This window comes from Streptosporangium sp. NPDC006007 (genome assembly GCF_040614315.1).
In the GTDB taxonomy this organism is placed as follows: Bacteria; Actinomycetota; Actinomycetes; order Streptosporangiales; family Streptosporangiaceae; genus Streptosporangium.
Map to the genome: position 1 here is coordinate 54495 of NZ_JBEXUG010000018.1, position 24219 is coordinate 78713.

22 protein-coding genes and 1 pseudogene are annotated in these 24219 nt (G+C 67.2%); 14 read left to right on the forward strand and 9 right to left on the reverse strand.

Going from position 1 to position 24219, the window contains the following annotated elements:
- The first annotated feature begins 27 nt into the window (after positions 1 to 27).
- The 6 genes from lhgO (at position 28) to ABZ194_RS16380 (ending at position 8091) form a co-directional block, all read left to right on the forward strand.
- Positions 28 to 1218, forward strand: coding sequence for an L-2-hydroxyglutarate oxidase (gene lhgO, locus ABZ194_RS16355; protein ID WP_355596858.1), 1191 nt, complete (start codon positions 28 to 30; stop codon positions 1216 to 1218).
- Positions 1219 to 1253: 35 nt separating this feature from the next.
- Positions 1254 to 1961 (forward strand): response regulator transcription factor, encoded by a 708-nt coding sequence (locus ABZ194_RS16360; protein ID WP_355596860.1) that lies wholly within the window; start codon positions 1254 to 1256, stop codon positions 1959 to 1961.
- Entirely contained in the window at positions 1961 to 3361 is a 1401-nt protein-coding gene (locus tag ABZ194_RS16365) for an ATP-binding protein (protein WP_355596862.1), read from the forward strand. Before ABZ194_RS16360 ends, ABZ194_RS16365 begins: the two co-directional genes overlap by 1 nt.
- A gap of 144 nt (positions 3362 to 3505) precedes the next feature.
- The gene (locus ABZ194_RS16370) at positions 3506 to 4222 is read left to right on the forward strand and encodes a response regulator transcription factor (protein WP_355596864.1); all 717 of its coding nucleotides are present in this window, start codon (positions 3506 to 3508) and stop codon (positions 4220 to 4222) included.
- Positions 4223 to 4480: 258 nt separating this feature from the next.
- A complete protein-coding gene (locus tag ABZ194_RS16375; RefSeq protein WP_355596866.1) occupies positions 4481 to 6259 on the forward strand; it encodes an ABC transporter in 1779 nt (592 codons plus the stop codon).
- Positions 6256 to 8091, forward strand: a complete 1836-nt coding sequence (locus ABZ194_RS16380) for a GTPase (protein WP_355596868.1) — start codon at positions 6256 to 6258, stop codon at positions 8089 to 8091. The genes ABZ194_RS16375 and ABZ194_RS16380 overlap by 4 nt, the downstream gene beginning before the upstream one ends.
- 199 nt (positions 8092 to 8290) lie before the next feature.
- Here the strand turns inward: ABZ194_RS16380 and ABZ194_RS16385 are convergent, their stop codons facing one another.
- From ABZ194_RS16385 to ABZ194_RS16405, 5 genes and pseudogenes are all read right to left on the reverse strand, one after another.
- A complete protein-coding gene (locus ABZ194_RS16385; RefSeq protein ID WP_355596870.1) occupies positions 8291 to 8695 on the reverse strand; it encodes a hypothetical protein in 405 nt (134 codons plus the stop codon).
- Between the two features lie 34 nt (positions 8696 to 8729).
- The gene (locus tag ABZ194_RS16390; protein ID WP_355596999.1) at positions 8730 to 9314 is read right to left on the reverse strand and encodes a DUF5753 domain-containing protein; all 585 of its coding nucleotides are present in this window, start codon (positions 9312 to 9314) and stop codon (positions 8730 to 8732) included.
- A gap of 78 nt (positions 9315 to 9392) precedes the next feature.
- Positions 9393 to 9683, reverse strand: a pseudogene (locus ABZ194_RS16395) (helix-turn-helix transcriptional regulator); the annotation flags it as partial.
- Positions 9565 to 10080, reverse strand: a complete 516-nt coding sequence (locus ABZ194_RS16400; RefSeq protein ID WP_355596872.1) for a DUF6879 family protein — start codon at positions 10078 to 10080, stop codon at positions 9565 to 9567. The gene ABZ194_RS16400 and the pseudogene ABZ194_RS16395, both read right to left, overlap by 119 nt.
- Entirely contained in the window at positions 10061 to 10312 is a 252-nt protein-coding gene (locus tag ABZ194_RS16405; protein WP_355596874.1) for a hypothetical protein, read from the reverse strand. Before ABZ194_RS16405 ends, ABZ194_RS16400 begins: the two co-directional genes overlap by 20 nt.
- A 929-nt stretch (positions 10313 to 11241) precedes the next feature.
- On the opposite strand from ABZ194_RS16405, the gene ABZ194_RS16410 reads away from it, so the two are divergent.
- Positions 11242 to 12471: an acyltransferase gene (locus ABZ194_RS16410; protein ID WP_355596876.1), complete on the forward strand. Its 1230-nt coding sequence runs from the start codon at positions 11242 to 11244 to the stop codon at positions 12469 to 12471.
- A gap of 337 nt (positions 12472 to 12808) precedes the next feature.
- Here the strand turns inward: ABZ194_RS16410 and ABZ194_RS16415 are convergent, their stop codons facing one another.
- On the reverse strand, positions 12809 to 13516 hold the full coding sequence (locus tag ABZ194_RS16415) for a PaeR7I family type II restriction endonuclease (protein WP_355596878.1): 708 nt from the start codon (positions 13514 to 13516) through the stop codon (positions 12809 to 12811).
- Between the two features lie 174 nt (positions 13517 to 13690).
- Here ABZ194_RS16415 and ABZ194_RS16420 point away from each other — a divergent pair, with 174 nt between their 5' ends.
- Positions 13691 to 15373: an Eco57I restriction-modification methylase domain-containing protein gene (locus ABZ194_RS16420; protein ID WP_355596881.1), complete on the forward strand. Its 1683-nt coding sequence runs from the start codon at positions 13691 to 13693 to the stop codon at positions 15371 to 15373.
- A gap of 594 nt (positions 15374 to 15967) precedes the next feature.
- Positions 15968 to 16336 carry an HsmA family protein gene (locus tag ABZ194_RS16425; RefSeq protein ID WP_355596883.1) on the forward strand — a complete coding sequence of 123 codons (369 nt, stop codon included), beginning with the start codon at positions 15968 to 15970 and terminating at the stop codon, positions 16334 to 16336.
- Positions 16337 to 16473: 137 nt separating this feature from the next.
- On the opposite strand, the gene ABZ194_RS16430 is transcribed toward ABZ194_RS16425, so the two are convergent.
- Complete coding sequence (locus ABZ194_RS16430) at positions 16474 to 16686, reverse strand: DUF397 domain-containing protein (RefSeq protein WP_355596885.1); 213 nt, start codon at positions 16684 to 16686, stop codon at positions 16474 to 16476.
- On the reverse strand, positions 16674 to 17603 hold the full coding sequence (locus tag ABZ194_RS16435; RefSeq protein ID WP_355597001.1) for a helix-turn-helix transcriptional regulator: 930 nt from the start codon (positions 17601 to 17603) through the stop codon (positions 16674 to 16676). Before ABZ194_RS16435 ends, ABZ194_RS16430 begins: the two co-directional genes overlap by 13 nt.
- 139 nt (positions 17604 to 17742) lie before the next feature.
- Here ABZ194_RS16435 and ABZ194_RS16440 point away from each other — a divergent pair, with 139 nt between their 5' ends.
- From ABZ194_RS16440 to ABZ194_RS16455, 4 genes are all read left to right on the forward strand, one after another.
- The gene (locus ABZ194_RS16440; RefSeq protein ID WP_355596887.1) at positions 17743 to 18267 is read left to right on the forward strand and encodes an ATP-binding protein; all 525 of its coding nucleotides are present in this window, start codon (positions 17743 to 17745) and stop codon (positions 18265 to 18267) included.
- A 312-nt stretch (positions 18268 to 18579) separates the two neighbouring features.
- Entirely contained in the window at positions 18580 to 19779 is a 1200-nt protein-coding gene (locus ABZ194_RS16445; protein ID WP_355597003.1) for an NAD(P)-dependent oxidoreductase, read from the forward strand.
- Positions 19776 to 21068, forward strand: a complete 1293-nt coding sequence (locus ABZ194_RS16450; protein ID WP_355596889.1) for a glycosyltransferase family 4 protein — start codon at positions 19776 to 19778, stop codon at positions 21066 to 21068. Before ABZ194_RS16445 ends, ABZ194_RS16450 begins: the two co-directional genes overlap by 4 nt.
- Complete coding sequence (locus ABZ194_RS16455) at positions 21065 to 22096, forward strand: hypothetical protein (RefSeq protein WP_355596891.1); 1032 nt, start codon at positions 21065 to 21067, stop codon at positions 22094 to 22096. The genes ABZ194_RS16450 and ABZ194_RS16455 overlap by 4 nt, the downstream gene beginning before the upstream one ends.
- A 633-nt stretch (positions 22097 to 22729) precedes the next feature.
- On the opposite strand, the gene ABZ194_RS16460 is transcribed toward ABZ194_RS16455, so the two are convergent.
- Positions 22730 to 23725 carry an aminoglycoside phosphotransferase family protein gene (locus ABZ194_RS16460; protein ID WP_355596893.1) on the reverse strand — a complete coding sequence of 332 codons (996 nt, stop codon included), beginning with the start codon at positions 23723 to 23725 and terminating at the stop codon, positions 22730 to 22732.
- A gap of 32 nt (positions 23726 to 23757) precedes the next feature.
- Between ABZ194_RS16460 and ABZ194_RS16465 the strand changes: the two genes are divergently transcribed.
- The gene (locus ABZ194_RS16465) at positions 23758 to 24189 is read left to right on the forward strand and encodes an NUDIX domain-containing protein (protein WP_355596895.1); all 432 of its coding nucleotides are present in this window, start codon (positions 23758 to 23760) and stop codon (positions 24187 to 24189) included.
- Positions 24190 to 24219: the final 30 nt, after the last annotated feature.

Here is a 24219-nt window from a genome sequence, read left to right on the forward strand (position 1 = left end):
CGGTGTTGTGATCGAGAGGGCGGCGCGGTGAACGTCGGGGTCGTCGGTGCGGGGATCGTCGGCCTGGCCGTCGCCAGGGAGGTGGCGCGGACCCGCGGGGCCAGGGTGACCGTCCTCGACAAGGAGGACCGCGTCGGAGCCCATCAGACCGGGCACAACAGCGGGGTCGTCCACGCGGGGATCTACTACCAGCCGGGCTCGCTCAAGGCGCGGCTCTGCCGGGAGGGCGTGGCCCTGCTCAGACAGTACTGCGCCGAGCACCGCATCCCCTACGAGGAGGTCGGCAAGCTCGTCGTGGCCTCCACCTCGGCCGAGAGGGCGGGGCTGCGGAGGATCGCCGAGCGCGCCCGCGCCAACGGCGTTCCCGGCATCGCGGAGCTGGACGCCCTGGCGCTGCGCGAGATCGAGCCGGACACCGTCGGGGTGGCGGCCGTGCACTCCCCGCACACCGCGATCGCCGACTTTCCCGCCGTCGCCCGCCGGCTGGCCGAGGACGTGGCCTCCTCCGGCGGGTCGGTCCTGCTGTCGCACCCCGTCCGCGCGCTGCGGGAGACCGCGAGCGGGGTGGACGTGCTGGCGGGACGGCGCAAGCTCGGCTTCGACCGGCTCATCGTCTGCGCCGGGCTCGGCACCGACACCGTCGCCCGGATGGCCGGGGCCGCGGGCGACGTGCGGATCGTTCCCTTCCGCGGGGAGTACTACGCGCTGGCCGGTGCGGCGAGAGATCTGGTCCGCGGCCTGATCTACCCGGTGCCCGACCCTCGCTACCCGTTCCTCGGGGTGCACCTGACCCGCAGGATCGACGGTGAGGTGCTGGTCGGTCCCAACGCGGTCATGGCCCTGGCGCTGGAGGGTTACTCCTGGGGCGACGTCGACCTCGGCGACCTGCGCCGGATCCTGGCCTGGGAGGGCACCCGGCGGCTCGCCGCCCGGCACTGGCGGACCGGGGTGCGGGAGGTGCTCGGCTCGCTGGCCAAGAGGTCCTTCCTGAAGGCCGCGCGCCGTTACGTTCCCGCGCTCACCGGGGCCGATCTGGTCAGGACTGCGGGCGGGGTCCGCGCCCAGGCCGTGGCCAGGGACGGCGGCATGCTGGATGATTTCGCGATCGATGTGCACGGCCGAGTGGTTCTGCTGAGAAACGCCCCCTCTCCTGCGGCGACGTCCAGTTTGGCGATTGCCCGGCATATCGTGGGGTTAACCTCAGTGTTGGCCAGTTAACTCCTTTTTCATCTGGGCGGGTGAAGATAAATCCTGTGACCGACTCCCCGGAAGCCCGCCTCCTGATCGTCGAGGATGAGCCGAACATCCTCGAACTGCTGGCCGCGAGCCTGCGATTCGCCGGATTCGGGGTGAACACGGCAGGCAGTGGGACAGAGGCCGTCGCAGCCGTCCAGCGCCACCGCCCCGACCTCATCGTGCTCGACGTGATGCTCCCGGACATGGACGGCTTCGACGTGGTGCGACGCCTGCGAGGTGGCGGCACCGACACGCCCGTGGTCTTCCTCACCGCCCGTGACGCGGTGGAGGACAAGATCCGGGGGCTGACGGTCGGCGGGGACGACTACGTGACCAAGCCGTTCAGCCTGGAGGAGGTCGTGGCCCGGATCCGGGCCGTGCTCCGCCGTACCGGCCAGGGAGACCTGTTCCCCAGGCCGCCCCGGCTCACCTTCGCCGACATAGAGCTCGACGAGGAGAGCCACGAGGTGTGGCGTGAGGGGAGGTCCGTGGCGCTGTCGCCGACGGAGTTCAAGCTCCTGCGCTACTTCATGGCGAACGCCGGGCGGGTGCTGTCCAAGGCCCAGATTCTCGATCACGTATGGGACTACGACTTCCGGGGCGACGTCGGAATCGTGGAGTCCTACGTCTCCGTGCTCCGCCGGAAGATCGACAACACCGATCCCCGGCTGATCCACACCCTGCGCGGCGTCGGTTACGTGCTGCGCCTTCCACCGGGGCCATGATGGCCGGCCGGTCGTCGCTGCGGATAAAGCTGATCGCCGTCATCCTGGTCCTGCTGACCATCGCCCTCGCCCTCATCGGCGTCGGCAGCGTGTCGATCATGCACGGCTACCTGATCGACCGGGTGGACGGCCAGATCGAGCTGACCACCCAGGCCTCGATGCGCCGCCTGCACCGCGGCCACGCCGCGTTGATCGGCAAACCGCTGCCGTCCGACGCCAGGGTGGAGCTCCGCGACGCGGCCGGCACCATCATCATCCTGCTCAACGGCACCGACGTCGAGGGCAAACCCGGCCCGCAGGTGCCGCGGGGCCGGGAGGTCGGCCCGTTCGAGAGCGGTGAGTGGCGGGTCCGCCGCGTCTTCCTGAACGACGGCGGCAGCCTCGTCCTGGCCGTGGACATGACCGAGGTCCGGCAGATCGTCGGCCAGCTCGCGCTGATCGAGCTGCTCGGCGGAGGCGGTCTCGTGCTGGTGCTGGCCGGGGTGGGTGTGGTCGTCATCAGGCGGAGCATGCGCCCGCTGGAGGAGATCGAACGCACCGCCCAGGCCATCGCCGCCGGAGACCTGAGCCGCCGCGTCCCCGACTCCGACCCGGCCACCGAGGTCGGCCGCCTCGGCCGGTCGCTGAACGGCATGCTCGCCCAGATCGAGACCGCCTTCCAGGCCAGGTCGGAGTCGGAGACCTCGGCTCGCAGATCCGAGGAGCGCATGCGCAGGTTCGTCGCCGACGCCTCCCACGAGCTCCGTACCCCGCTGACCTCGATCCGGGGCTTCGCCGAGTTCTGCCGGCAGGCGCCCGACGTCGATCCCGCGCCGCTGATGCGGCGGGTGGAGGCCGAGGCCGTCCGGATGGGCCTGCTGGTGGACGACCTGCTGATGCTCGCCCGGCTGGACCAGCAGCGGCCGATGGCCATGCGCCCGGTGGACCTGCTGGCCATCGCCGCCGACGCCGTCCACGACGCCCGCATCCTCGCCCCCGCCCGTGACGTCGCGCTCTCGGTGGACGGCGCCGCCCTCATCGTCTGCGGTGACGAGGTACGGCTCCGCCAGGTCGTGGGCAACCTGATGACGAACGCGCTCACCCACACCCCGGACGGCACGCCCGTGCGGGTGGCGCTCTCGGCCCAGGGCGGCATGGCCGTCGTGGAGGTGGCCGACGAGGGGCCGGGGCTCAGCGCCGAGCAGTGCGAGCGCGTCTTCGAGCGGTTCTACCGCGTCGACTCCTCCCGGGGGCGCCGGGCGCCGGAGAGCGGCGGCAGCGGTCTCGGCCTGGCCATCGTGGCGGCCATGGTCAAGGCCCACGGCGGCACCGTGGGGGTGGAGTCCCAGCCGGACAAGGGCTCGACGTTCCGCGTCGTACTCCCCCTCGCCCTCGAATCCGCCGGAACCCCACTGATCTGATCAGGTACGGCACCACCAACGGCTACCAGGCCGGCGACCGGAACGCCCCGCGCCGCGACCTGTTCGGCGAGGGCGGCGCCGGGGGGCGGCGTTGACAGGGTTCTCAGGAAACGTTCAGCCGGAGCTGAGCTGTGTTCCAGCGGGGTGAGCAAGCCTCGTGTCGTGCTGGAGAGAGCCGAGGCCAGATTGCTGGTCGTGGATGACGAACCGAACATCCGCGAGCTGCTCTCGGCCAGCCTGCGCAGGTCCGGGTTCGAGGTGGTGACCGCGGTGGACGGCCGCGAGGCCGTGCACTTCGCCGAGCGGGTCCGCCCGGACCTCGTCGTGCTGGACGTGATGCTGCCCGACATGGATGGGTTCACCGTGGCCGGGCGTCTGCGGGCGATGGACGCGCAGATGCCGGTGGTCTTCCTGACCGCGCGGGACGCGACCGATGACAAGGTCGCCGGTCTGCGGGTGGCCGACGACTACGTGACCAAGCCGTTCAGCCTGGAGGAGGTCCTCGCCCGGATCCGGGCCGTGCTCCGCCGTACCAGGGGGGATCTCGACCTGCCCAGCCGGCTGCGGGTCGGCGACCTGGAGCTGGACGAGGAGGCGCACCAGGTGTGGCGCTCCGGCGAGTCGATACGGCTGTCGCCCACCGAGTTCAAGCTGCTGCACTACTTCATGGTCAACAACGGCCGGGTGCTGTCGAAGGCGCAGATCCTGGAGCATGTCTGGAACTACGACTTCGGTGGTGACGCCGGGGTCGTCGAGTCCTATGTCTCCTACCTGCGCCGTAAGGTCGACATGACGGGGCCGAGGCTCATCCACACCCTGCGCGGGGTGGGATATGTCCTACGAGCTCCACATAATGGTTGAATTTTCAGCTTACTTTCAGCTTGGCCTGATCTGACACTGAGCTTCGAATGTTCCAATGGACGGTGTTCGACCCCCGACCACCCCGTGATCATGTGACGGGTTCGGGTCCGTCTCCAGCTGCGGGGGAGACGGGCCGCTACGGCCTCCACGTGAGACCGGGGGAAGGCCCCATCGCTCCAGTGGGTTCGCCCCCGTAACCCGGTCGAGCGGTGGGGCAAAACACGTCTAGGAGCCTCTTCCACGGGAAGGATCGCTCCTGTGAACCGGAGCGAGGGTCTGCTTGAGGCGCTACGCGAGCTGCGCCGCCACCTCGACCGCGACCTGTTCCCGCTGGCGACCGGCGACGCCGAGACCGGCCGCCGGGCGCTGCGCGAGCTGACCGGCCAGCTCGACGACTACCTGATCCCCCGGCTGAGCTCGATCGACGCCCCGTTGCTCGCCGTCGTCGGCGGTTCCACCGGAGCGGGCAAATCGACCCTGGTGAACTCCGTCGTCGGCGCCGACGTCTCCGAACCCGGCGTGCTGCGGCCCACCACACTGGCCCCCACCCTGGTCACCAGCCCCGCCGACGAGGCGTGGTTCACCGCCCAGCACGTCCTGCCGGGACTTCCCCGCGTCACCGGAGGAGCCGGTGACCACCCGGGCACGCTCCGGGTGGTCACCGTCCCGTCCCTCCCGCCCGGCCTGGCCCTGCTCGACGCGCCGGACATCGACTCGGTCGTCACCGCCAACCGCGAACTGGCCGCCCAGCTCCTCGCCGCCGCGGACCTGTGGCTCTTCACCACCACCGCGGCCCGCTACGCCGACGAGGTGCCGTGGGGCTTCCTGCGCTCGGCCAGGGAGCGGAGTACGGCGCTGGCCGTCATCCTGTCGCGGGTCCCCCCGGAGGCGCTCGGCGTGGTCGAGAGGGATCTGAGCCGCCTGCTGGAGGCCAACGGGCTGGGCGGGACACTCCTGTTCGAGCTGCCGGAGCTGGTGCTGCCCGAGGAGAACGCCCGGCTGCCGCGCCCGGCCGTCCAGCCCGTCGTCGACTGGCTGACCGGCATCGCGGCCGACTCGCGGGCCCGCGCCGAGGTGGTGCGCCAGACCCTGTCCGGTGCCCTGGAGAGCCTCGCCGTCCGCGTCCCCGCGCTCGCCGACGCCGTGGACCGCCAGCACGGCGCGGCCGACGAGCTCCGCGCGATGGCGGGCGCCGCCTACGCCGGGGGGCTCGCCTCCTTCGACGAGGGCATGCTGGACGGCTCGCTGCTTCGGGGCGAGGTGCTGGCCCGCTGGCAGGACTTCATCGGCACCGGTGACCTGATGCGCTCCCTGGAGAACCGGGTGAGCCGGTTCAGGGACCGGGTGGTGGCGATGTTCACCGGGCGGCCCGCCCCCGAGAGCGAGCTGCGCGTCGCGCTGGAGAGCGGGGTGGAGTCGCTGATCAGAGCCTCGGCCGACGGCGCCGCCGAGCGGACGCTGGAGTCGTGGTCGTCGCACCCGTCGGGGCGCGCCCTGCTGGAGGAGGCCGGGGTCGCGGCGGCCGGGCGTCTCGGCCGGGCCTCGGCCGACCTGCGGGAGAGGGCGCGGACGGCGGTCAGGGATTGGCAGGGATACGTGCTCGACCTGGTCAGCCAGGAGGGCGCCGACAAACGGACCACGGCCCGGGTCACCTCCTACGGGGTGAACGGCGCCGGACTGCTGCTGATGCTCGCGGTGTTCGCCTCCACCGGCGGCCTGACCGGCATCGAGATCGGCATCGCCGGCGGCACCGGCGTGCTGAGCCAGAAACTCCTGGAGGCGGTCTTCGGCGACCAGGCCGTCCGCACCCTCACCGTCAAGGCCCGCGCCGACCTGCGGGCCCGCGTCGCGGCGCTCCTGGGGGCCGAGGCCACCCGGTTCACAGCCCTCCTCGACGCCGTCGAACCCCCCGAGGACACCGCCCTCGCCCTCCGCGCCGCCGCGCGGGCCGTACGGGATCACCGTGGAGAGCTGCCCGCCCCCGGCCGCCGGGACGCCCTGTCTCATACGGCCGACCGAGAGGCGGGCGAGGCGTGAAGCTGCTGCGGCGCAAGAGCGTGGTCTCCCTGGACGACCGGCTGGAGGGGCTGGCCGAAGCCGCCGACCTGGCCGACGGGCGGCTGGCCGCCGACGCGGTCGCCGAGGCGCGTTCGGTGGTCTCCCGCGCCGGGGTACGGCGGAGCCTGTCGGTCGGCCACACCGTGGTCGCGCTGGCCGGGGCCACCGGGAGCGGCAAGTCCTCCCTGTTCAACCTGCTCTCCGGCACCGCGCTCGCCACGGTCGGGGTCACCCGCCCGACCACCTCGACCGCGCAGGCCGCGCTCTGGGACGGCGAGGGCGCCGGGCCGCTGCTCGACTGGCTGGGGATCCCCCGCCGCCACGAGGTGCCGCCTCCCGGCGCGTCCGCCGTACAGGCGTGGGCAGGGCGGGAGGGCGACGCTCCGCGAACCCCCGTGAGCGGCGACGCGGCCGGGCCGGGGGCGGCGGCCGGTGGGGGAGGCTGGGCGGACGGGGATCCGGCCGGGTTGATCCTGCTGGACCTGCCCGACCACGACTCGATCCGGCTCGCGCACCGGCTGGAGGTGGACCGGCTGGTCGAGCTGGTCGATCTGCTGGTCTGGGTGCTCGACCCGCAGAAGTACGCCGACGCGGCGGTGCACGAGCGGTATCTCCGGCCGCTGGCCCGGCACCGGGACGTGACGGTCGTCGTGCTCAACCAGATCGACCGCCTCTCACCGGCCGCCGCCGAGCGGTGCCTGAAGGATCTGCGGCGGCTCCTGGACGAGGACGGGCTGACCGGGGTGCCGCTGGTCGGCGTCTCGGCGCGCACCGGGACGGGGGTCGCCGAGCTGCGCGCCGTGCTCGCCCCGCGGGTCGCCGGCCGGAGGTCGTGGGCCGCCCGGCTGGCCGCCGACGTCGGTACGGCCGCCGCCGCGCTCGGCAGGGCGTCCGGCCTCCCCGACCGGCCGGAGCCCCCGGCCCGGTCGCGTCCCCGCGCCGTCGGCTCCGTCCCGGCCGACTCCGCCGGATCAACCACCCCGGATGACGCCTCCGCTTTGAAACCCGGAGTGTCCCTGGACGGCCTCGCCCGGCCGCTGACCGCCGCGCTCTCGGAGGCCGCTGGGGTGCCCCTCGTCGTCGAGGCGGTGGCCAAGGCCCACCGGCACCGCTCGGTCGCCGCCACCGGCTGGCCGCCCACCCGGTGGATCCGCCGGTTCCGGCCCGACCCGCTCCGCCGTCTCCGCCTGGGCACCTCCGCGACCCGGGACTCCGGAGAGCCGGTGGGACGGACCTCGATCCCCGCCACGACCGTCGTGCAACGGTCCCGGATGGACACCGCCGTCCGGGAGGTCGCCGGAGCCGCCTCGGCTGGACTTCCCGAGCCGTGGGCGGCGGCCGTACGGCAGGTGGCCCGCTCGCGCGGGGACGAGCTGGAGGACGGTCTGGACCGTGCCGTGGCCACCACCTCGCTCGGCGCGTCCGGCCGCCCCGCCTGGTGGTGGCCGGTTGGGGCGGCGCAGTGGCTGATGTTCGCGGCCGTGTCGGCCGGTGGGCTCTGGCTGCTGGGCCTGCTCGCCCTGGACTATCTCCGGCTTCCCCCGCCCTACCTGCCGACGGCGGGTGAGCTGCCCTGGCCCACCCTCCTGCTGGCCGGTGGTGTCCTCGGAGGGCTGGTGATCGCACTGCTCTCCCGGGTGGCCGCCTGGCTCGGCGGGCGCCGCCGGGCGGGCAGGGCGGCCAGGGCGCTGCGCGCGAGTGTGGACCAGGTCGGCCGTGATCTCGTGCTGACCCCGGTGGGGGAGGAGTTGTCCCGCTATCGCCGGTTCGTCGAGGTAATCAGAGTGGCCGGCAACGGCGACGGCCTCTGACACGTTCCAGGGGGGACGGGCCCGTACGACTGACACCTTCCAGCGGAGGCGGCCCGTATGGCTGACACGTTCCACGAGGCCGGCGGATCGGGGCCGTGGGACTGCCACGTTCCATGAGGCCGGCGGATCGGGCCCGTACGGTTTCCTGGTCGCCGACCGTGTACGCCGCCCGCCCGGGGTCACGGGCGTGCCGCCTCGATCACCCCGCGTCGCCCATCCTGGACAGCGTCGCGAGGATCACCTCCACGACCGCCTGGGGCTGGTCGGCGTTGACGGTCCGGCGCTCGACGCCGAACGTCGGGTGGGAGATCAGATAGTGGCTGGACTGCCTGTCCATGGAGATCACGGCGCTCTTCCGTCCCGCGCCGCTGTAGACGATCAGCTCGGGGACGTACTGCCGGCGCTCTCCCAGCAGGAACGGCCTGCCGTCGCCGAACAGTTTCAGGCCGATCCGGTGATGGCATCGGGCGCGGACTCCCCGCGCCTTCAGCAGTCGCTGCACAACGGCCAGGGCCCTGTCGTGCTGTTCAGCGGTGAGTTCGGTTACCCCTTCGTCCTCCTGGACCTCTGTGTGGGGTGGCGTTGCTGTCTGTCCAAAAGCCATAAATCAGACGGTAGAAGCAAGGTAGACCTGGGGACTATGAGGTTTCCCCATGTTGCTCCAAATCATGAAGAGCTTTCATCACCAGTTCTCTCGCCTCCTGGCCGTACAGGGCGGCCCCGGAGTAGTGGTCGAAGATCTTCGCGTACACGCCGATCTCGCGAGGCTGAGTGATCTTGATGATCGCGGAGAACGTCTCGATCTCCGCGTGCCTGTCATCGAAGATCCAGAAAGCGCACATCGGCATGTAGAGCCGCGCCCCGGCCGGGATGATCCCCAGATGCACCGACGCCACCGAGAACAATGTGGCCAGGTGGGAGAGTTGCCCCCGCATCGTGGCGGGGGAGACCACCCCGGAACGGAGCACGTTCTCGCAGAGGAGAATGTGATAGAGCCGTTTCCCCGAGCGCATGAGCTGCGCCCGTTCCGCTCTGCCGGCCACGCTGGCCTCGATGTCCGCCGGGTGGCCGAGCATGTTCGCGGCGTCCGTCAGGATCTCCGTCGTGTACTCGCGCGTCTGGAGGTCGCCCGGGACGAGGGAGATCTGAAAGGTACGCAGCCGGTGGCTCTTGGCGCGCTCGTCCAGGAGTTCGCGCTGGTATCGGGCCGTGCCCGAGCGCATCAAGCGCCGTATCTCCGCATACATCTTCTCAATAGTCCGAACTGTGGCTATCAGATCTGGTAGCTCACTCTGGGCCCGACAGTGAAAACACCACAGCTCCAAGTCGGTCTCGCTGGGCATGGTGCGACCATGCTCCACCTTTGAGACCTTGGTGAAGTGCCAGCCTGCCAGGCCGGCCAGCGCGCGGCCGGTCAGCCTGGCGTCCATCCGTATGTTCTTGAGCCGAATGCCGAGAGCAGCTCTGGCCTCACTAGCCGTCGACATACTCAGCGAAGGGGGTGGCTCGCTCCCACGCCTGCGCACAGGCGTGCCGGTACACCCGCACAAGCTCGGGATCGTCAGCCACGTAGAAGCCGTCCATCCGCCCATTATCGAAGAACTTCACGAGGATGAGTCTGGAGGAGTCGAACAACCAGCAATCCTCCGAGGGGAACTCCACCCCGGTGGCCCTGTCCCGCGGGAGGTAGCGGATCTGCTCCCCGGCCGCGATGTTGCCGGGGGCGATGTGCAGCAGGAAGCGGGCGTAGTCGTTGAGCGGCTCTCTGACGACCCGGATCCGCCGGACCACGGTTCCCGCCGCTGTGGCGGCCCGAATGGCCGCGAAGTATCCCGCTCGCCACGCGTAGTCATCGTCCTCCCCCGCCATGAATCTGCGGAATGGCTCGTCCTCCTCGGTGATGCCGTAGTGCTCCTTCATCTCCAGGTGGACGGCATGGGTATGTCGGCGGAAGTTGGTGCGGAACTCCTCAAGGGACAGTTGCTCCATTGACTTCCTCCGGAAGGTACTTCATCAGTCCCTTCGGGATGCGGACCACGGTCTCGCCCTCCGGGATCTTGAGCTGAGCGAGGACGGACGCGTCCTCGATCAGGTACCCCTGAACGAGGAAGTCCTCCCCATCCTCATAAAGCCGCGGCGAACCGTCATTGCCGGTGTCCCCACCGAGAAACCGTACTGTCATGACCTGGACCTCCAACGAGTGTTGCTCGTATTGCTCCATCTGTCCCTGAGATCATTCAGAGAGTGAAGGCCGGCAGTCAAGGAGATGTCCGTAACGCACCTTAAAAAGGAATAATAGCCGCTTTGGTATCGGAGGATTGCGGGAGGGTCGATCACCGCCTGGCAATCGGCATTGTAACGGTCCGATATGCCGCCCGCACCGGAGCGCTTCTCTCTCGGGGTCGAAGAGCCGGTTTCCCACTCAGCGTGATTGAGCGGCGACCCGATCCGTAGAATTCATCCATCACCGGAAACGGTCGATCCGATGAAATCCGGGCCGCTGCGGGAGTCGCACGTTCCATTGTGCGACAACCGGCACAAGCACACCCTAGGATGCGACAGTGCTTTACGACTGACGTCCTCGTGGCTGTGGTCGCCGCGGAGTTCGCGCTGACGGCAAACGACGACGGAGGCCGGTCGTCAGGCCGCTGAGCTCGAAGTCCCGCCGGGGACGACGCCCCGCCCGGCGAGCCGTACCCGCACCTCCGGCGAGCCATTCCCCGCCGCCCGGTCGGATGAACCGCGGAGAAGCGCGGTCGCCGCCGACTCGGTTCCCACCCCCGGATAGACGTCACACGGATCCCGTCGGTCAATGCCAAGGCATCCGGAGTCGCCCTGTCGGTGATGGTGCCGAGTCGACGACATCTCGGGGAGGAAGCTGTACTCAACCACCTGGGGCTTTCGCCATCAGCGAAACGCCGTGCACCCGAATGGGGGCTGTCCAAGAGTTAAAACTCTTGGTGGCTGCTCAACCCTCCCAACTCCCAAAGAATTGGAGGGCCGGGCGCCCCTCGCCCCGCCGCCCAGTTTTTTGCCCTCCTCAAACCTTCAGGGGCGCGGGTCATTATGGTCTTCCAGCGGGAGAATATCCGGTCGCTGCTCGACGAATAAACCCCGAACGAGCGTTCCGATGATTGGTGGTAACCAAAAGTGACCTCGTCCGTCTTGACGGGAACCACTCATTTCGCTCGGAACGGAGCACCAAGGCTTGGATGGCTGGATGCCCTGCGGGGGGTGGCGGCCATCGCGGTGGCGGTGCATCACGCCACCTTCCTGTACACCCCCCACGCGCGGGAGGCGACGCTGGAGTGGTTCAACCCCGGGCTCTGGGGCGTGATGGTGTTCTTCCTGGTGAGTGGATACATCATTCCGGCCTCGCTGGAACGGCACGGCCGCGTTGAGCGGTTCTGGATCAGCAGGTTGTTCCGGATCTATCCGCTCTGGTGCGCGGGGGCCGTCGTGCTGTCCGTGCTGGCGGTGACGGAGGTAAGCCGGCTGCGGGGCGAACTGGACCGTTTCGACCCGGTGACCGCCGTACTGGCGCACGTGACGATGATGCAGGACCTGCTCACGGTGCCCAACGCCGTCAACGTGCTCTGGACGCTCTCCTACGAGATGGCGTTCTACCTCGTGGTCACCGGCCTGTTCGCGATCCGGTGGCATGAGCGCTCGGTGCCCGTGGTCGCCGTTCTGACGCTGGGCGGTCTGGCCCTGGGCTCCGTGGGAGCCGGGACGCTCCTCACCGGGGCGCTGGGTGCTCCCGTCGTGGTCGCCGTCACGGTCCTGGGCATGGCGATCGCGATCGGATCGGCCTACCTCTCCCGGCCGTCGCTGCGCAGCGGCGGGATGGTGGCGGGGGGTGTGCTCGCCCTGGCCCTGGTGATCCTGAACGGCAGGCTCTCACCGTGGTTCGGGCTGTCGATCCTGGCGGTCATGTTCACCGGCACCGTGCTGCACCGCGCGGAGCACGGACTGCTGCGATGGCGGACGGCGGCGCTGACCTGCGCGGGAGTGCTCGTGGTCACGACGGCCCAGGGGTGGTGGCATCCGGAGGACGTCGAGGGCGGCCCGGTCTCCTGGACGGTGACGCTGGTGCTCACGGCCTGCGCCTTCGGCGTGGGCATGGCCACGCGCCACCGGAGCATGCCCGGCTGGGCGGTCCGGCTGGGGATGATGAGCTTCTCCGTCTATCTCCTGCATCCCCTGCTGCTGAAGGTCTCCGACGTGACCGTCGGCCGCTGGCGCGACCACGACAACCCCGTTCCGCTGGTCGTCTTCCTGGCGGTCCTGCTGCCCGTCTGCTGGGTGACGTATCGCTGGATCGAGCGCCCGGCGCAGCGAAAGGGCCACGACCTGGCCCGCCGGATGACCTCCGCCTGAACAGAACCACCAGAGCAGTCCCACGTGGCTCAACGCCCTTCGAGGGAAGGCGGTGTCGACGCTGACAGGCACCATTCGCGCGGATCCACCCGGTATTCGGGGCGGATGCCAGATCGGTGGACGCGCTGGAGCGGGCGCAGGAGCAGTCAGGAGATGACAGCAGGATCAAGAGTCTGGCGGCGGCGCGTCGCACGGGTCGATGTCGGCGCATCACGCCGGTTACGGCGGGTGAGCGGTGCGGCTACGGCCCGGGGCGCCGCCGTACTTGATACCCGTGAGAACAATTCGGCGGTGTCCGGGCTACGTGGTTGTCCTGTCCCGCTCGATGGACGCCAGATCAGCCCATCGCCTTGAGCACGGTCCTCACGTAGTTGACTTGGCCGCGGATCTGCACTGCGAATGTTTCGGCGGCGGCTGTTGCCAAGGGTTCGTTGTACACGATGCCCTCATCGGTGACTTTGGTGCTCACGAACCAGCCGGCTTGGTAGACGCGTTCCCCGATGAAGCGCTTGACCATCTCCTGGTAGCGTTCACTGTAGGACATTCCTTCAAATATCGAATCGGTCGGAAAAAGCGCCTTGGTTGCCCTGCCCTTCTGTTCCGTCTCAGGTGTTTCCTGCAGCACGAAGACGTACCCCAGCCAGGGCGGGACTTCGCCATAGGTTTCATTTTTGGCATGCGCCGCATGCGTATCCGTCGCAGTCCCCAGCGCTTCCTCGAATCGATTGTTCATGTTCTTTGCGACGCTGCCGACCTGTGACTTGAACTCGATCGCAGCGACGAGAATCCCCTGCCATACGATCGCAAGGTCCCACTGCTTGCGGACCCGGTAGTAGCCGGGCAAATAGGGTTGTCCTCTTTTGATGCATTCGCGGGGAACTCCTGCTGAAATGAACTCTTGAGCGACTAGGCTGGTGAATCCGTCCATATGGCCGTTCGCGCGGGCGGCGCCTCCAGCTTTTCCCTGGTCTTCGAGCTTGTCCATCTGCGCCTGGCGCTTCGACCAGAACTCTTCGACCGCCTGCTGAACCGCTTCCTTGCGCACTGCCGATGCTCCTCTGCCCCTGACCCGAGCCTTGAATTCGATCAAGGTAACAGGGCAGAGCGCTGGATCACGCCGGGTTCGTTCATTCCATCCGGATCTGCTATCGCTCCGTGCTCCAGCCAGCCGTTGGGCACAAGCGCGGCTGTGGGGCGCCAGACCTCCTAAGGTGGCATCGTGAAAGCTCTTGCTCGGGACACCGACCTCGCCCCTCGTACCTCACTGGCGGGCATACCGGATGAGGCGGTGGAGCACGGGGAGGTGTTCACCCGTCGATGGATCGTGGACATGATCCTCGATCTCGTCGGCTACCGTGCAGATCAAGATCTTGCCGCGCTGAGACTCGTCGAACCGGCATGCGGGACCGGTGCGTTCCTCGGCGTGATCGCTCAGCGTCTCAGCGACTCGTGCCATAAGCACGAGCGAGACATCACCGATGCCCTCGACGCTGTCAGGGCATCAGACCTTCTGCCACGAAACGTGACGTCATCGCGAGCTCTGGTCGAGAGCATCCTGACGGCGGAAGGCTGGGGTTCCGCCGATGCCTCCCGTGTAGCGCGCTCGTGGGTGAGACGAGCCGACTATCTGCTTGAGCAGCCTCCAGGCACTCCTCAGGTGGATGTTGTAGTCGGCAATCCGCCCTACATCCGCTTGGAGGACCTGCCCGAAGAGCGTATGAACCTCTATCGGGCTCTCTGGCCCACGATGGTAGGACGGGCAGACATCTACGTCGGCTTTTTCGAGGCGGCTCTCCGCTCCCTTCAAGCCGGAGGCCGGCTCGGGTTCATCTGCGCAGATCGGTGGATGCGCAATCAGTACGGCAGAGAACTTCGCCGACTTGTAGGTGATGAGTTCGCGTTGGATGTTTGCGTCACGATGCACGACGTTGACGCCTTCGAGGAACAGGTCGCGGCCTATCCAGCGGTGACGGTCCTGCGCCGAGGCGCTCAGGAGTCTGCGATTGTGGGCGATACAACCAGCCGTTTCGGAGGAACTGAAGCTCAAGAACTCCTGTCCTGGATCGACCGCCGAGAAGAGAAGGCTCTCCGGAAGGAGTCATTCGAGATCGCCAGGATGCCACATTGGTTCTCGGGTGATGATCTGTGGCCTGCCGGCTCACCTGCTCGGCTCGCTGTCCTGGAAGATCTTACGGAACGCTTCACGACTCTGGGCGATACCTCTGGGGTTCGGGTAGGGATCGGTGTCGCGACCGGCGCCGACAGGGTTTTCATCACCCGTGACCTCGATCTTGTTGAGGCCGATCGTCTTCTCCCCATGTCGATGGTCCGGGATACAACCAGTGGTCATCTGGAATGGTCCGGAAACTTTCTGATCAACCCCTGGGACGACGGCGGCAACCTGGTCGACCTGGATCAGTATCCGAAGCTCCGGTCCTACCTCAACCGGAACGCCACAGCGCTAAAAGAGCGCTACGTCGCCAGAAAAAATCCGGATAAGTGGTATAAGACGATCGACAAAGTCGAGGCGGGCCTTGCCGGGCGCCCCAAGCTGCTCTTTCCAGACCTGAAACTCAGCAGTCACCCCGTCCTCGACAAGGGCGACTTCTATCCACACCACAATCTCTACTTCATCACTTCAGATATCTGGAACCTAGAAGTACTCGGCGGGCTGCTGTTATCCCGAGTGGCAGAAGCCTTCGTGGACGCGTACGCCGTGAAGATGCGTGGGAAGACTCTCCGGTTTCAGGCCCAGTACCTCCGGCGCATCCCCGTCCCAGATCCCGCGGCCCTCACCTCAGCGCAGCGGGAAGGGTTAATCGACGCCTTCCGAAAGCGGGATGTCGAGGCGGCGACATCTAAGGCTCTGGAAGTGTACGGCCTCGCCGAATGGCCGGGCTGATCTGTCATCGCGTCATTAAGGCGTGCCCCATCAGCAAGGCGCCGTCGTTGACGTCGCCTCGAATCGCCGCGACGTCGACGGTGTTCGGGGAGATTCGCCACCGGCCGGGCGGCGGGGTAACGGGGGTACGCCTTCCGGACCGGAATCTGAGCCGGCAGGTCCGGCGTGTCGGCCCTGTCGGCTCAGGCGGTCACGGAGTCTCCCGCGTCGTGTATCGCCCTGATGGTCCTGGGATGGGGATACGCCGCCCGCTGTCCTTCTCGACCACGGTTCGTCCTGCCAGTGGCGCCTGGAGTCGGAGATCCCTGTAGGTACGGGTTGGTCTGGATGCCTCCGGCCTGCGGCGACGGGCTCTTCTCGCGCATCGTGAGGATGATCTGCCCGGGTTGGCTCTTTCGGACTGCGGCAGTACACCTTTTGAACGATGCGCGCCAGAAGAGGGGTTACCTACCGTTAGTGAGAAATGACGAACTTTCCGTTCCCGCCTGCGCTCAAGCCGTTCAGGTGGGCTGTTCACGGTATCTTCGCGGCCCTTCCGGTGATCGCTGTCGCCGGGGTCGCGCCTGAGTAGTCCCCTTGCTTCCCCTCGCCATTGTGATCATCACCTTCGCCCTTGTGTTCTACACCATCGGAGTCTGGGCGGAACGTCTGCAGAAGACGCTGAAGTGGTGGCACGCCGGTGCCTTCATGCTTGGTCTGACCTGCGACGCCACCGGCACCTTCCTGATGAGCATGATCGCCGACGACCGTGCGGCGACCGGGGCGTCCGTTTCGGGACTCAGCAGCATCATGATCGTGAGTGGTGGCGTCGCCCTCGTCCTGATGGCCGTCCATCTGCTCTGGGCCGTCGTCGTGCTGGTCCGTGACCGGCCCGGCGAGAAGCAGAGCTTCCACCGGTTCAGCCTCGTGGTCTGGGCGATCTGGCTGGCCCCCTACGTGACAGGCGCGATCAGCGCGATGTGACGCCCCTCTCCCGCCCCGGTCGCCGAGGTTCGGCTGACACCACGGGCTCCCGCTGTTTGAACCTCCGGCCCCGGCATCCCTCGGAAGCCCTCCGGAAGGGGGACCGGAGGGCTGTTCGGGTGAAGGGGTGTGCGAGGTTAGTCGAGGGTGCCGTTTTTTATGGCGGTGAGGAGGGTGGTCCAGGTGTCGGGGGTGATGATGAGGGCGGGGCCGTTGGGGTCTTTGCTGTCGCGGATGCCTCGGTGGCCGCCGGAGAGGGTGGCGACCTCGACGCAGTTGCTTCCGTCGTGACCGGAGAGGGTGGACTTGCGCCACTGGGCGGTGCGAAGTTCCCGGATCAGGTCGTGCATCTCCGTATTGTCTCCTTGATCATGCTGAGGGACTCGCGCCGGGGCAGGGCGTCCGCCCGGATCGCGTCGTGCAGAAATGCCAGGTTCTTCAGGTCCTCGGGCCGGTCGCTGACCCGGTCTTCCGTGCTCTGCGAGTCGATGTAGGCCACGGGGTGGTGCCCCCTCGACGAGTCCGCGATGGTGAAACCTCCCAACAAGCCAAGCACGTTCCGCGCCGAGTAGGGAAGAATCTGGAGAAAGATTCGCGGGCTTTCCCCGGCTTCGAGAAGGCGCTCGAACTGCCCCTTCATCACCTCCGGTTCGGCGATCGGGCGGTGCAGCACGCCCTCGTCCAGAATGACCCAGAGCATCGGGGGCGTCGGCTTTCTCAGGATCTCCTGCCGATCCATCCGGGCCGCGACGTCCTCCACGGTCTCTTCGGCGGTGGTGCCGGGCTTGCGGTTCAGGATGGCCCGTGCGTAGTCCTCGGTCTGGAACAGGCCGGGCACCATCAGCGGCTCCCACACGCGGAGGGTCTCCGCCTCGCGTTCGAAGTCCAGCCAGGGGCGGAACCAGCGGGGGAGCTGGGCCGCCGCGCGGTTCAGGCGGTCGAGCAGGCCGGTGAGCGCCGTCCCCAGGTTGAGGGCGTCGTCCATCTCGCCGGCCACTTCCAGGGTCGGCAGCCGGTGACCGTTCTCGATCATGCTGAGCTGGCTGACCGACAGGTGAATCGCCTCGCCGAGCCTTCTCTGGGTAAATCCCGCAATGAGTCGGGATTTGCGTAGTTCCGTGCCGAATTGAATGCGTGAGGATACGTGCGGGTCCGGTTCCAGGGGGGCGTTCATTTCCGGGCTCCTCTCGATGCTGGGCACCGTGTTCAGGTCATTGTCAGGGGGATCCCTTCCGGCACGCCAGGGTGTTCCGGCAACTGTGAACATATTGCGAACACGATTCAACACCTCGGCCCTCGGGTGTTTGCGACCGTATGAAGTCCCACCTCAGAGACGCGGTGGCACCCCGGCCAATGGCCTGAGTGAGACGTAAAACCGGTCGAATTCGGCCGGAGGAGGCAAATCAATGATTCCGGGGACGCTTCACGAGACCTGTCTGCCCAGAATTCCCGAATCCGTTTCGCGGGCGCGGGACAAAGTCCGCACATGGCTGGGGAGGGACGACCCCGCCTACGAGAACGCGCGGCTGGCCGTGTCCGAGCTGGTGACCAACGCCGTACAGCACGGGGGAGGTCAGTACGCGGGAAATCAGCACGGGGAAGGTCGGCAGGGGGGAAAGGAGCCGGATGAGAGATCCTGGGCCGACTCACTGCTTCTCCGGCTGACGGTCTACGACGACCTGCTCTGTATAACGGTCACCGACCGGGGCTGGAGCCAGGACAACCCCCGGATCCGCGTGGAGCCGGTGTGCCGGCTCGTGGAGAGCGGCCGGGGGCTGGCGATCGTCAACGCGCTCTCCGGCGGGAACTGGGGCTACCGTTCGCACGGCCCCGGCCTCGGCCGGACCGTCTGGTGCGAGATCCCCGCCAATCCACCGCCCTGCGAAGACCCCCTCCCGGACACCTCCACCCTCCTCGTCTGGTCCGGATGAGACGGCCGACGGTCCGGACGAGGTAACCGACCCGCTCCCGCCCCCGCCGAAGCGCCCGCCGGGGGCCTCGCGCCACAGGGGTGCCATCACAGGACGGCGCCCGGCGCGGAGTTCCTCCCGTCCGGGTGGTGGTGGCGTTCCTGGCTCTCCGCCATGTTCGGTCAGGGAACGGTATTTCGGTGAACGTATGCGTCGCGCCTCTGACCTTCGTTCAACTATGAGAGTTATCTTCTGCTTCGAGGCGTGTAATGGGCCAACCGGCACCGTTTACTGCGCGCCCGTGAACACCTATCGGAATGGGCGTTCGTGCGCATGTGGAATGCCCTGATCGACCACGAATCCACCGGACAGATCCTGACAGCGTGGTTTGAGAGGTGTCCTCTCGATCAAGGCAAGGGAAGCCTGAAGAACTCCCATCATCCCAGGTCGGAGGGCACCTCCTCTCGTTTCAGGATCTTCGGTTCAGAATCGGCTCGGTGGATCCAGGAACAGGGGGGAACCGTGGGCAGTTTTGATCCGGGACGGTCGGAGGCTGATCGAGGGTCCGGTCGGGCGGTGCTGGTTACCGGGGCGGCTGGTCTGATCGGGGTATCCGTCGTGCGCTGTCTGCTCCGCGACGGGTTCCGGGTTGTCGCGGTCGATGATGGAAGCGCCGGGACGCTGGGGCGGTTGGTCGAGTTCAACGGCAATCCACAGGTGGCGGTCCGAATATCGGACATTCGCCATAGGGTGGCGTTGGCCGGTTTGGTTGCTGCCGAACGCCCGTGGGCGGTTGTGCATTTGGCCGCGCGGCATTTCATCCCGGACTGTGAGCGGTTCCCCGGTGAGACGCTAGAGGTCAATGTGATGGGGACACAGCATCTCCTGGACGCGTGCGCGGAGCATCCGCCGCACCGGATCGTCTTCGCGTCAACCGCTGACGTGTACGCCGCGAACGTGCTGCCGCACAGCGAGGATGACGCCGTTAGCCCGGTCGGTGCTTATGGGGTGTCCAAGCTGTTGGGTGAGCGGTTGTTGCGCGACCAGGCGTACCGGCTGGACGGCTGCACGATCACTATCGGCCGTCTGTTCAACGTGTACGGTCCGGGTGATCCGCATCCGCACCTGCTCCCGGAAGTGTTGCGGCAGCTCCGCAATGGTTCTGTTCTCCGGCTTGGGGATCTGGAGTCCGCTCGCGATTTCGTCTATGTCGAAGACGCCGCCGAAGCTCTGATAGCGCTACTGCACATCGGGGAGGCGGGGGTGTTCAATGTCGGGACCGGAACCGCAGTGAGCGGGCGGGAACTGGTTCAGACGGTTGCGGCAGTGATCGGCCGCGAGGTCGAAATAGAACGGGATCACGGGCGTTTGCGTCGCCGAGTCCGCCCGAATCTGTGCGCCGCGCCGGACCGATTGCGGGAACTGGTGCCATGGTGGCCGCACGTCTCGTTTGGTGGCGGCATCCGGTACACGGTCGAAGCCGAGTTCGATGAGGTCGTTACCGGAGGTGAGTACGCCGGGAGGGTGTCATGAGTTCTTCTCCGGCGGTGGTGTTCCTGTTGGATACGCCGAATGTGTGGCGGGGCCGTGCGCTCGCGGGCACGCCCGCGCGGGTGCTGGGTTTGGCCGAGCACAGTTACCGGGCTGGGGCGGCTGTGACGCTCGTGTTGTGTGATCGCGGGGCCGACTACGGCACGGCGGCCGATTGGCCCTGTGACGTGCTGCTGGTGCATCCGAACGATTTCTATTCGGATTGGCGACTCGCGCGAATGTTGGAATCGGTCACGGTGGCAACAGATTTCGTGTCGATCTGCGAGGCCGAAGCACTCTTAACGATAGGGCGGGAACTGTCGCGTCGTCTCGGCGCGCGGTTGGTGTATGACGTTCACGACGACGAAGCGGCCGTGGCGTCCAGCCTGGGTGAGCCACCCGCCACGGTACGGCAGTACGAGACGGTCCAGCGGGCTGCGCTGGAGGCGACCGACTACGTTTTCGTGTCCACGCGCCACGAAGCCGGTTTGGTGCGTGAGGCAGGGATCGACGGCACGCGGGTGGCGATGTTGCCCAACGGGGCCGACCCCGATCAGCACACGTGGTGGGGCTCGGCGGTGGACGCGGCCACGTTGGTGTTCGTGGGCAACCTGTACTACGAACCGAACGCCCGCGCGGTTCAGGCGATCCGTACGATGCTGTTGCCGTCGCTGCGCGCCGAAGGGCTCGACATTCGGGTACGGGCGATCGGCCGGGGACCGGCCGAGCTGACCACGCCCACCGACGGTCTGGAATTCACCGGCCGCGTGGACTCGATCAACGCCGCACTTCGCGGCGCAACTGTGGCGCTGGCACCATTGACGGCGGGCTCTGGGGCGAAGATGAAAGTTCTTGATTACCTGGCCGCTGGTCTGCCGGTGCTGGGCACCAGTGAGGCCGTGACGGGCCTGTCCACTGATCATCCCGGCGTCGTGGTTGAGGACGACCTGAGCGCGTGGGCATCCGTGCTCGCGGTGCTGCTGCGGGATCACGAAGCGCTACGGGCCGTGGGCACGGACGGCCGCCGATCGGTCGAGCGGGAACTATCGTGGCACCACATCGGCTCCGATCTGCTAAGCAACGTGGGCGTCTGGCTCGACCATCCCGCCCCGAAACAGCTGGACCCACAGGCCGCCACGGACGCGCTCAGCGTGCCGCGTTGGCTCGCGGAACACGGCGGTCAAAACGCTTTGGGGAGCCCGGAATTCACCAGTCAGGGGCGGCCGGTATGGCTTCGCCGCGCCGAAGCGCACCCGCCAGGGGTGCTGGGCGGAAGAGGTGCGAGCCTGTGAACAGCCGAACCTATGACTTGGTGACCTGTACGTGTTCGGTCACGGCAGCCGAGCCCGTTCACACGATGATGGCCCACTACCTGAGCGCCTTTCGCGTGCCCGAGCGCAACGGCACTGATGTCGCACTGACTCTGAGCTACGACCGTGTTGCCAGGGTGCGGCGGTCAGTGCCCGCGACGCCACCGACCGAGGTACGCAATAGCCATCCTGACCAGCGGTATCAGGTATGGATAAGCGGAGACCATGAAGTCCTGACACCAGAGCGAGAGCAAGACCATGTGATCACCGTTCGGGGAAACCACATCACGGTTTCCAGTGTGCGGGAAAACGTAGCCGCGACTATCGGCGTTCGGGTCGTTCGGCAGCTCATCATGCGCGGCGGCGAAACCTGTGGCGGGCAAGCCGTTCATGCGGGCGCGGTCGTGGCGAACGGTGACGGTGTGCTGGTCGGCGGGCAGCCCGGCGCGGGCAAGACCAGCGTCCTGACACGGTTGGTGGAGGACCACGGCGCGGCGGCCCTGTCCAACGATCGGACCGTGGTGGTACCCGATGATGCGGGCACGTGGCGCGCGGTCGGCGTCCCGCTGGCGTGGCGCTTCACACCTGAGGGCATCGGCGGTTCACCACGGCTCTCGGGTGCTCTGGCGCACACAACGCCCCGGCGTGGCGGTGGGCTCACTGACAGCAAGGTGGAACTCACTCCGTTGGAAGTCAGCCAGATACTCGACAACCCAACAACATCCACAACCCAAGTCACCCGCGTGATCGTGCTGATGCGGTCGCCCAACGAACAACCGGTGACACCAGACGCGCGGTCTCTGCGTCGTCATTTGGACTTCGGCAGGGCCGACTTCTTCGCGGACGACTGGTTGAACATCCGGCCACATCTACCTGGCAACGCGAACAATCCGACGGACCCGGATGCCTGGTGGACCACGCTCGCCGGCCTGCCCGTGCAGGTGATCTGTTGGGGTGATCCCGTCGAGTTGGCCCGGGTCGCGGCGATCATCGCGGGTGGTGCGCGATGAGGGGGTGTGTGCTGGCGGGGGTGTGGGGTGCCGGTAAAACGGCCGTCTACCAGCGATGCGCCGCCGAGTTGATCGCGGGCGGCTGTGAGTCGCTGATCGCTCTACCGCAAGCAGCGACGCTGACCACGCACACCTATACGACCGGCAGCGGCTCCGACCACGTAGCAAATATTCGGTCGTGGTTGGAGAACCTGACCGTGTTTCTCGAAGACTTCGACCGGAGGTTTCAGGTCAGCACCTTGCCGAACCACAGGTTCGCGCCCGCGTGGGCCCCTACATGTTTACTGGAAGGGCTCGGGTTCGACGCGCCGGTCTACGGATTGCCATTGGACCGGCGTTCTCTGCTGAGTATCGAACACCGCCTCGCGGCGCTGGGGCTACATCTGGTTGTTCTCCGAGTCCCAACCAACCGGATACGTCAACAGTGCGTGGAGTCCACCCGCGCGCATCGCAGCCCACGATGGGCCGCCTACCTGGAAGGGTTCGGTCCCGACGATCGAGCGAGAGCACAATACGTGCAGCGTGCCCAAGATCGCCTGTTGTGCTGGGCTCGGACCTCACCCATGCCATCGCGGGTTATCGACGTTGACGGCGAGGGATGGGACGATTCGGCCGCTCAGATCGCGGACCTGATCACTTCACCGACGAAGGCCACATATGGACGGCGCCATCCGACCGCACCCACGCCCGCAGCCGTTGGAGGTAGTCATCGCGCATAGAACGATCACTGACCCGTGTCCAGTAGTCCACGCCGGTCAGCAGTTCCAAGCCGCCCGCGACGGACAGCCGCTCGTGCCACAGTTGCGGCAGCTCGCTCACCATCCGGTACCCGCTGACGAATTGCTCCGCCCACTGGGGGCGCTTCTCGAACATCCACATGGCCGGTTTCACGAAATCCATCACCGGGTCAACCCACCGCAGGTGTTCCAGATCGAGCAGCACCCGGAAGCGTCCGGCATCATCGACCAGGATGTTCGGCAAATACACATCCAAATGCGCGACCGCCGGACGCACAACCCGCGACACCGAATCAGACAGCGCCCCAAGCAAAGCCAGACCAGAAGGCACCAGATCGCCTGTGCCACTGTCAGTTTCGTGGTCGCGATACGCCCGCGACAGCGACTCAATACGGGACGCGACCGCGACGCTCCACGAATCCGCATCGGCCCCCAGACCCGTAAGCGCATCACCGAACGCCTTCACCGGAACGCTATGGAGCCGTGCCAGCGCCGCGCCGGTCTCGGCTATTACCCGACCCATCGCAGCGGGATGCAGCGAGCCCGCCGCGTCTTCGGCGTCGTGACCGGGCAAGTACTCGGACACGATCAGCAACCGACCGCCCACCAGGTCATCGGACGCCGAGAACGCCAACAGGCGCGGCACCGGTACGCCGTGCCTCCACACCCGGCGATGCTCCGCCAACCTCCGTAAGACAACATCGGAATGACCGGCCTGCCCGGCCTTGCCGACCAGCGCGCCGCGACCGGAGTCGAACACCCACGACGCGTGACTACGACCCGTCCGCAGCGCCGTGCGGGGCCGGACCGGGACGGCATCCGGCAACAGTTGTCCGATAGCGGCGGCCACCTGATCAACGCTTAGTTCAACAATGCCCACAAGCTGAAACATTAGAGCCACCTCCCGACAAGAAAGGCACAACCATGAGCGCCGCGACCACAGAAATCATTGCTAGAGCAGTCATCTGGCGAGACAGTCGCCTTCTTCTCGTCCGACAGCGCGGTAAAGCGTGGTCGTTCCTACCGGGCGGGCACGTCGAGCCAGGCGAACGTGTCGAAGCCGCGATAGTGCGCGAGATCGCCGAAGAGCTCGGCGCAGATGCGAAGATCGCTGGTTTCGCCGGGGTAGTGGAACACGGCTACATCGAAAATGGTGCCACGCACCATGAATTGAACTTCGTTTTCGAGGTGGAAATCAGCGTCCCCGAACCGGTGAGCCAGGAAAACCACCTCGAATTTCACTGGCTCCCGGTAGCCCAACTCGCTGACACCGATGTCCGGCCCAGCGCACTCAAGAATGCGCTACTGGCAGCGGGTGAAGGTGCCGCACCGTTCTGGCACGCCTGGAACGGCTAAACATACTCTTCACCTTGACCCGCATAGGAT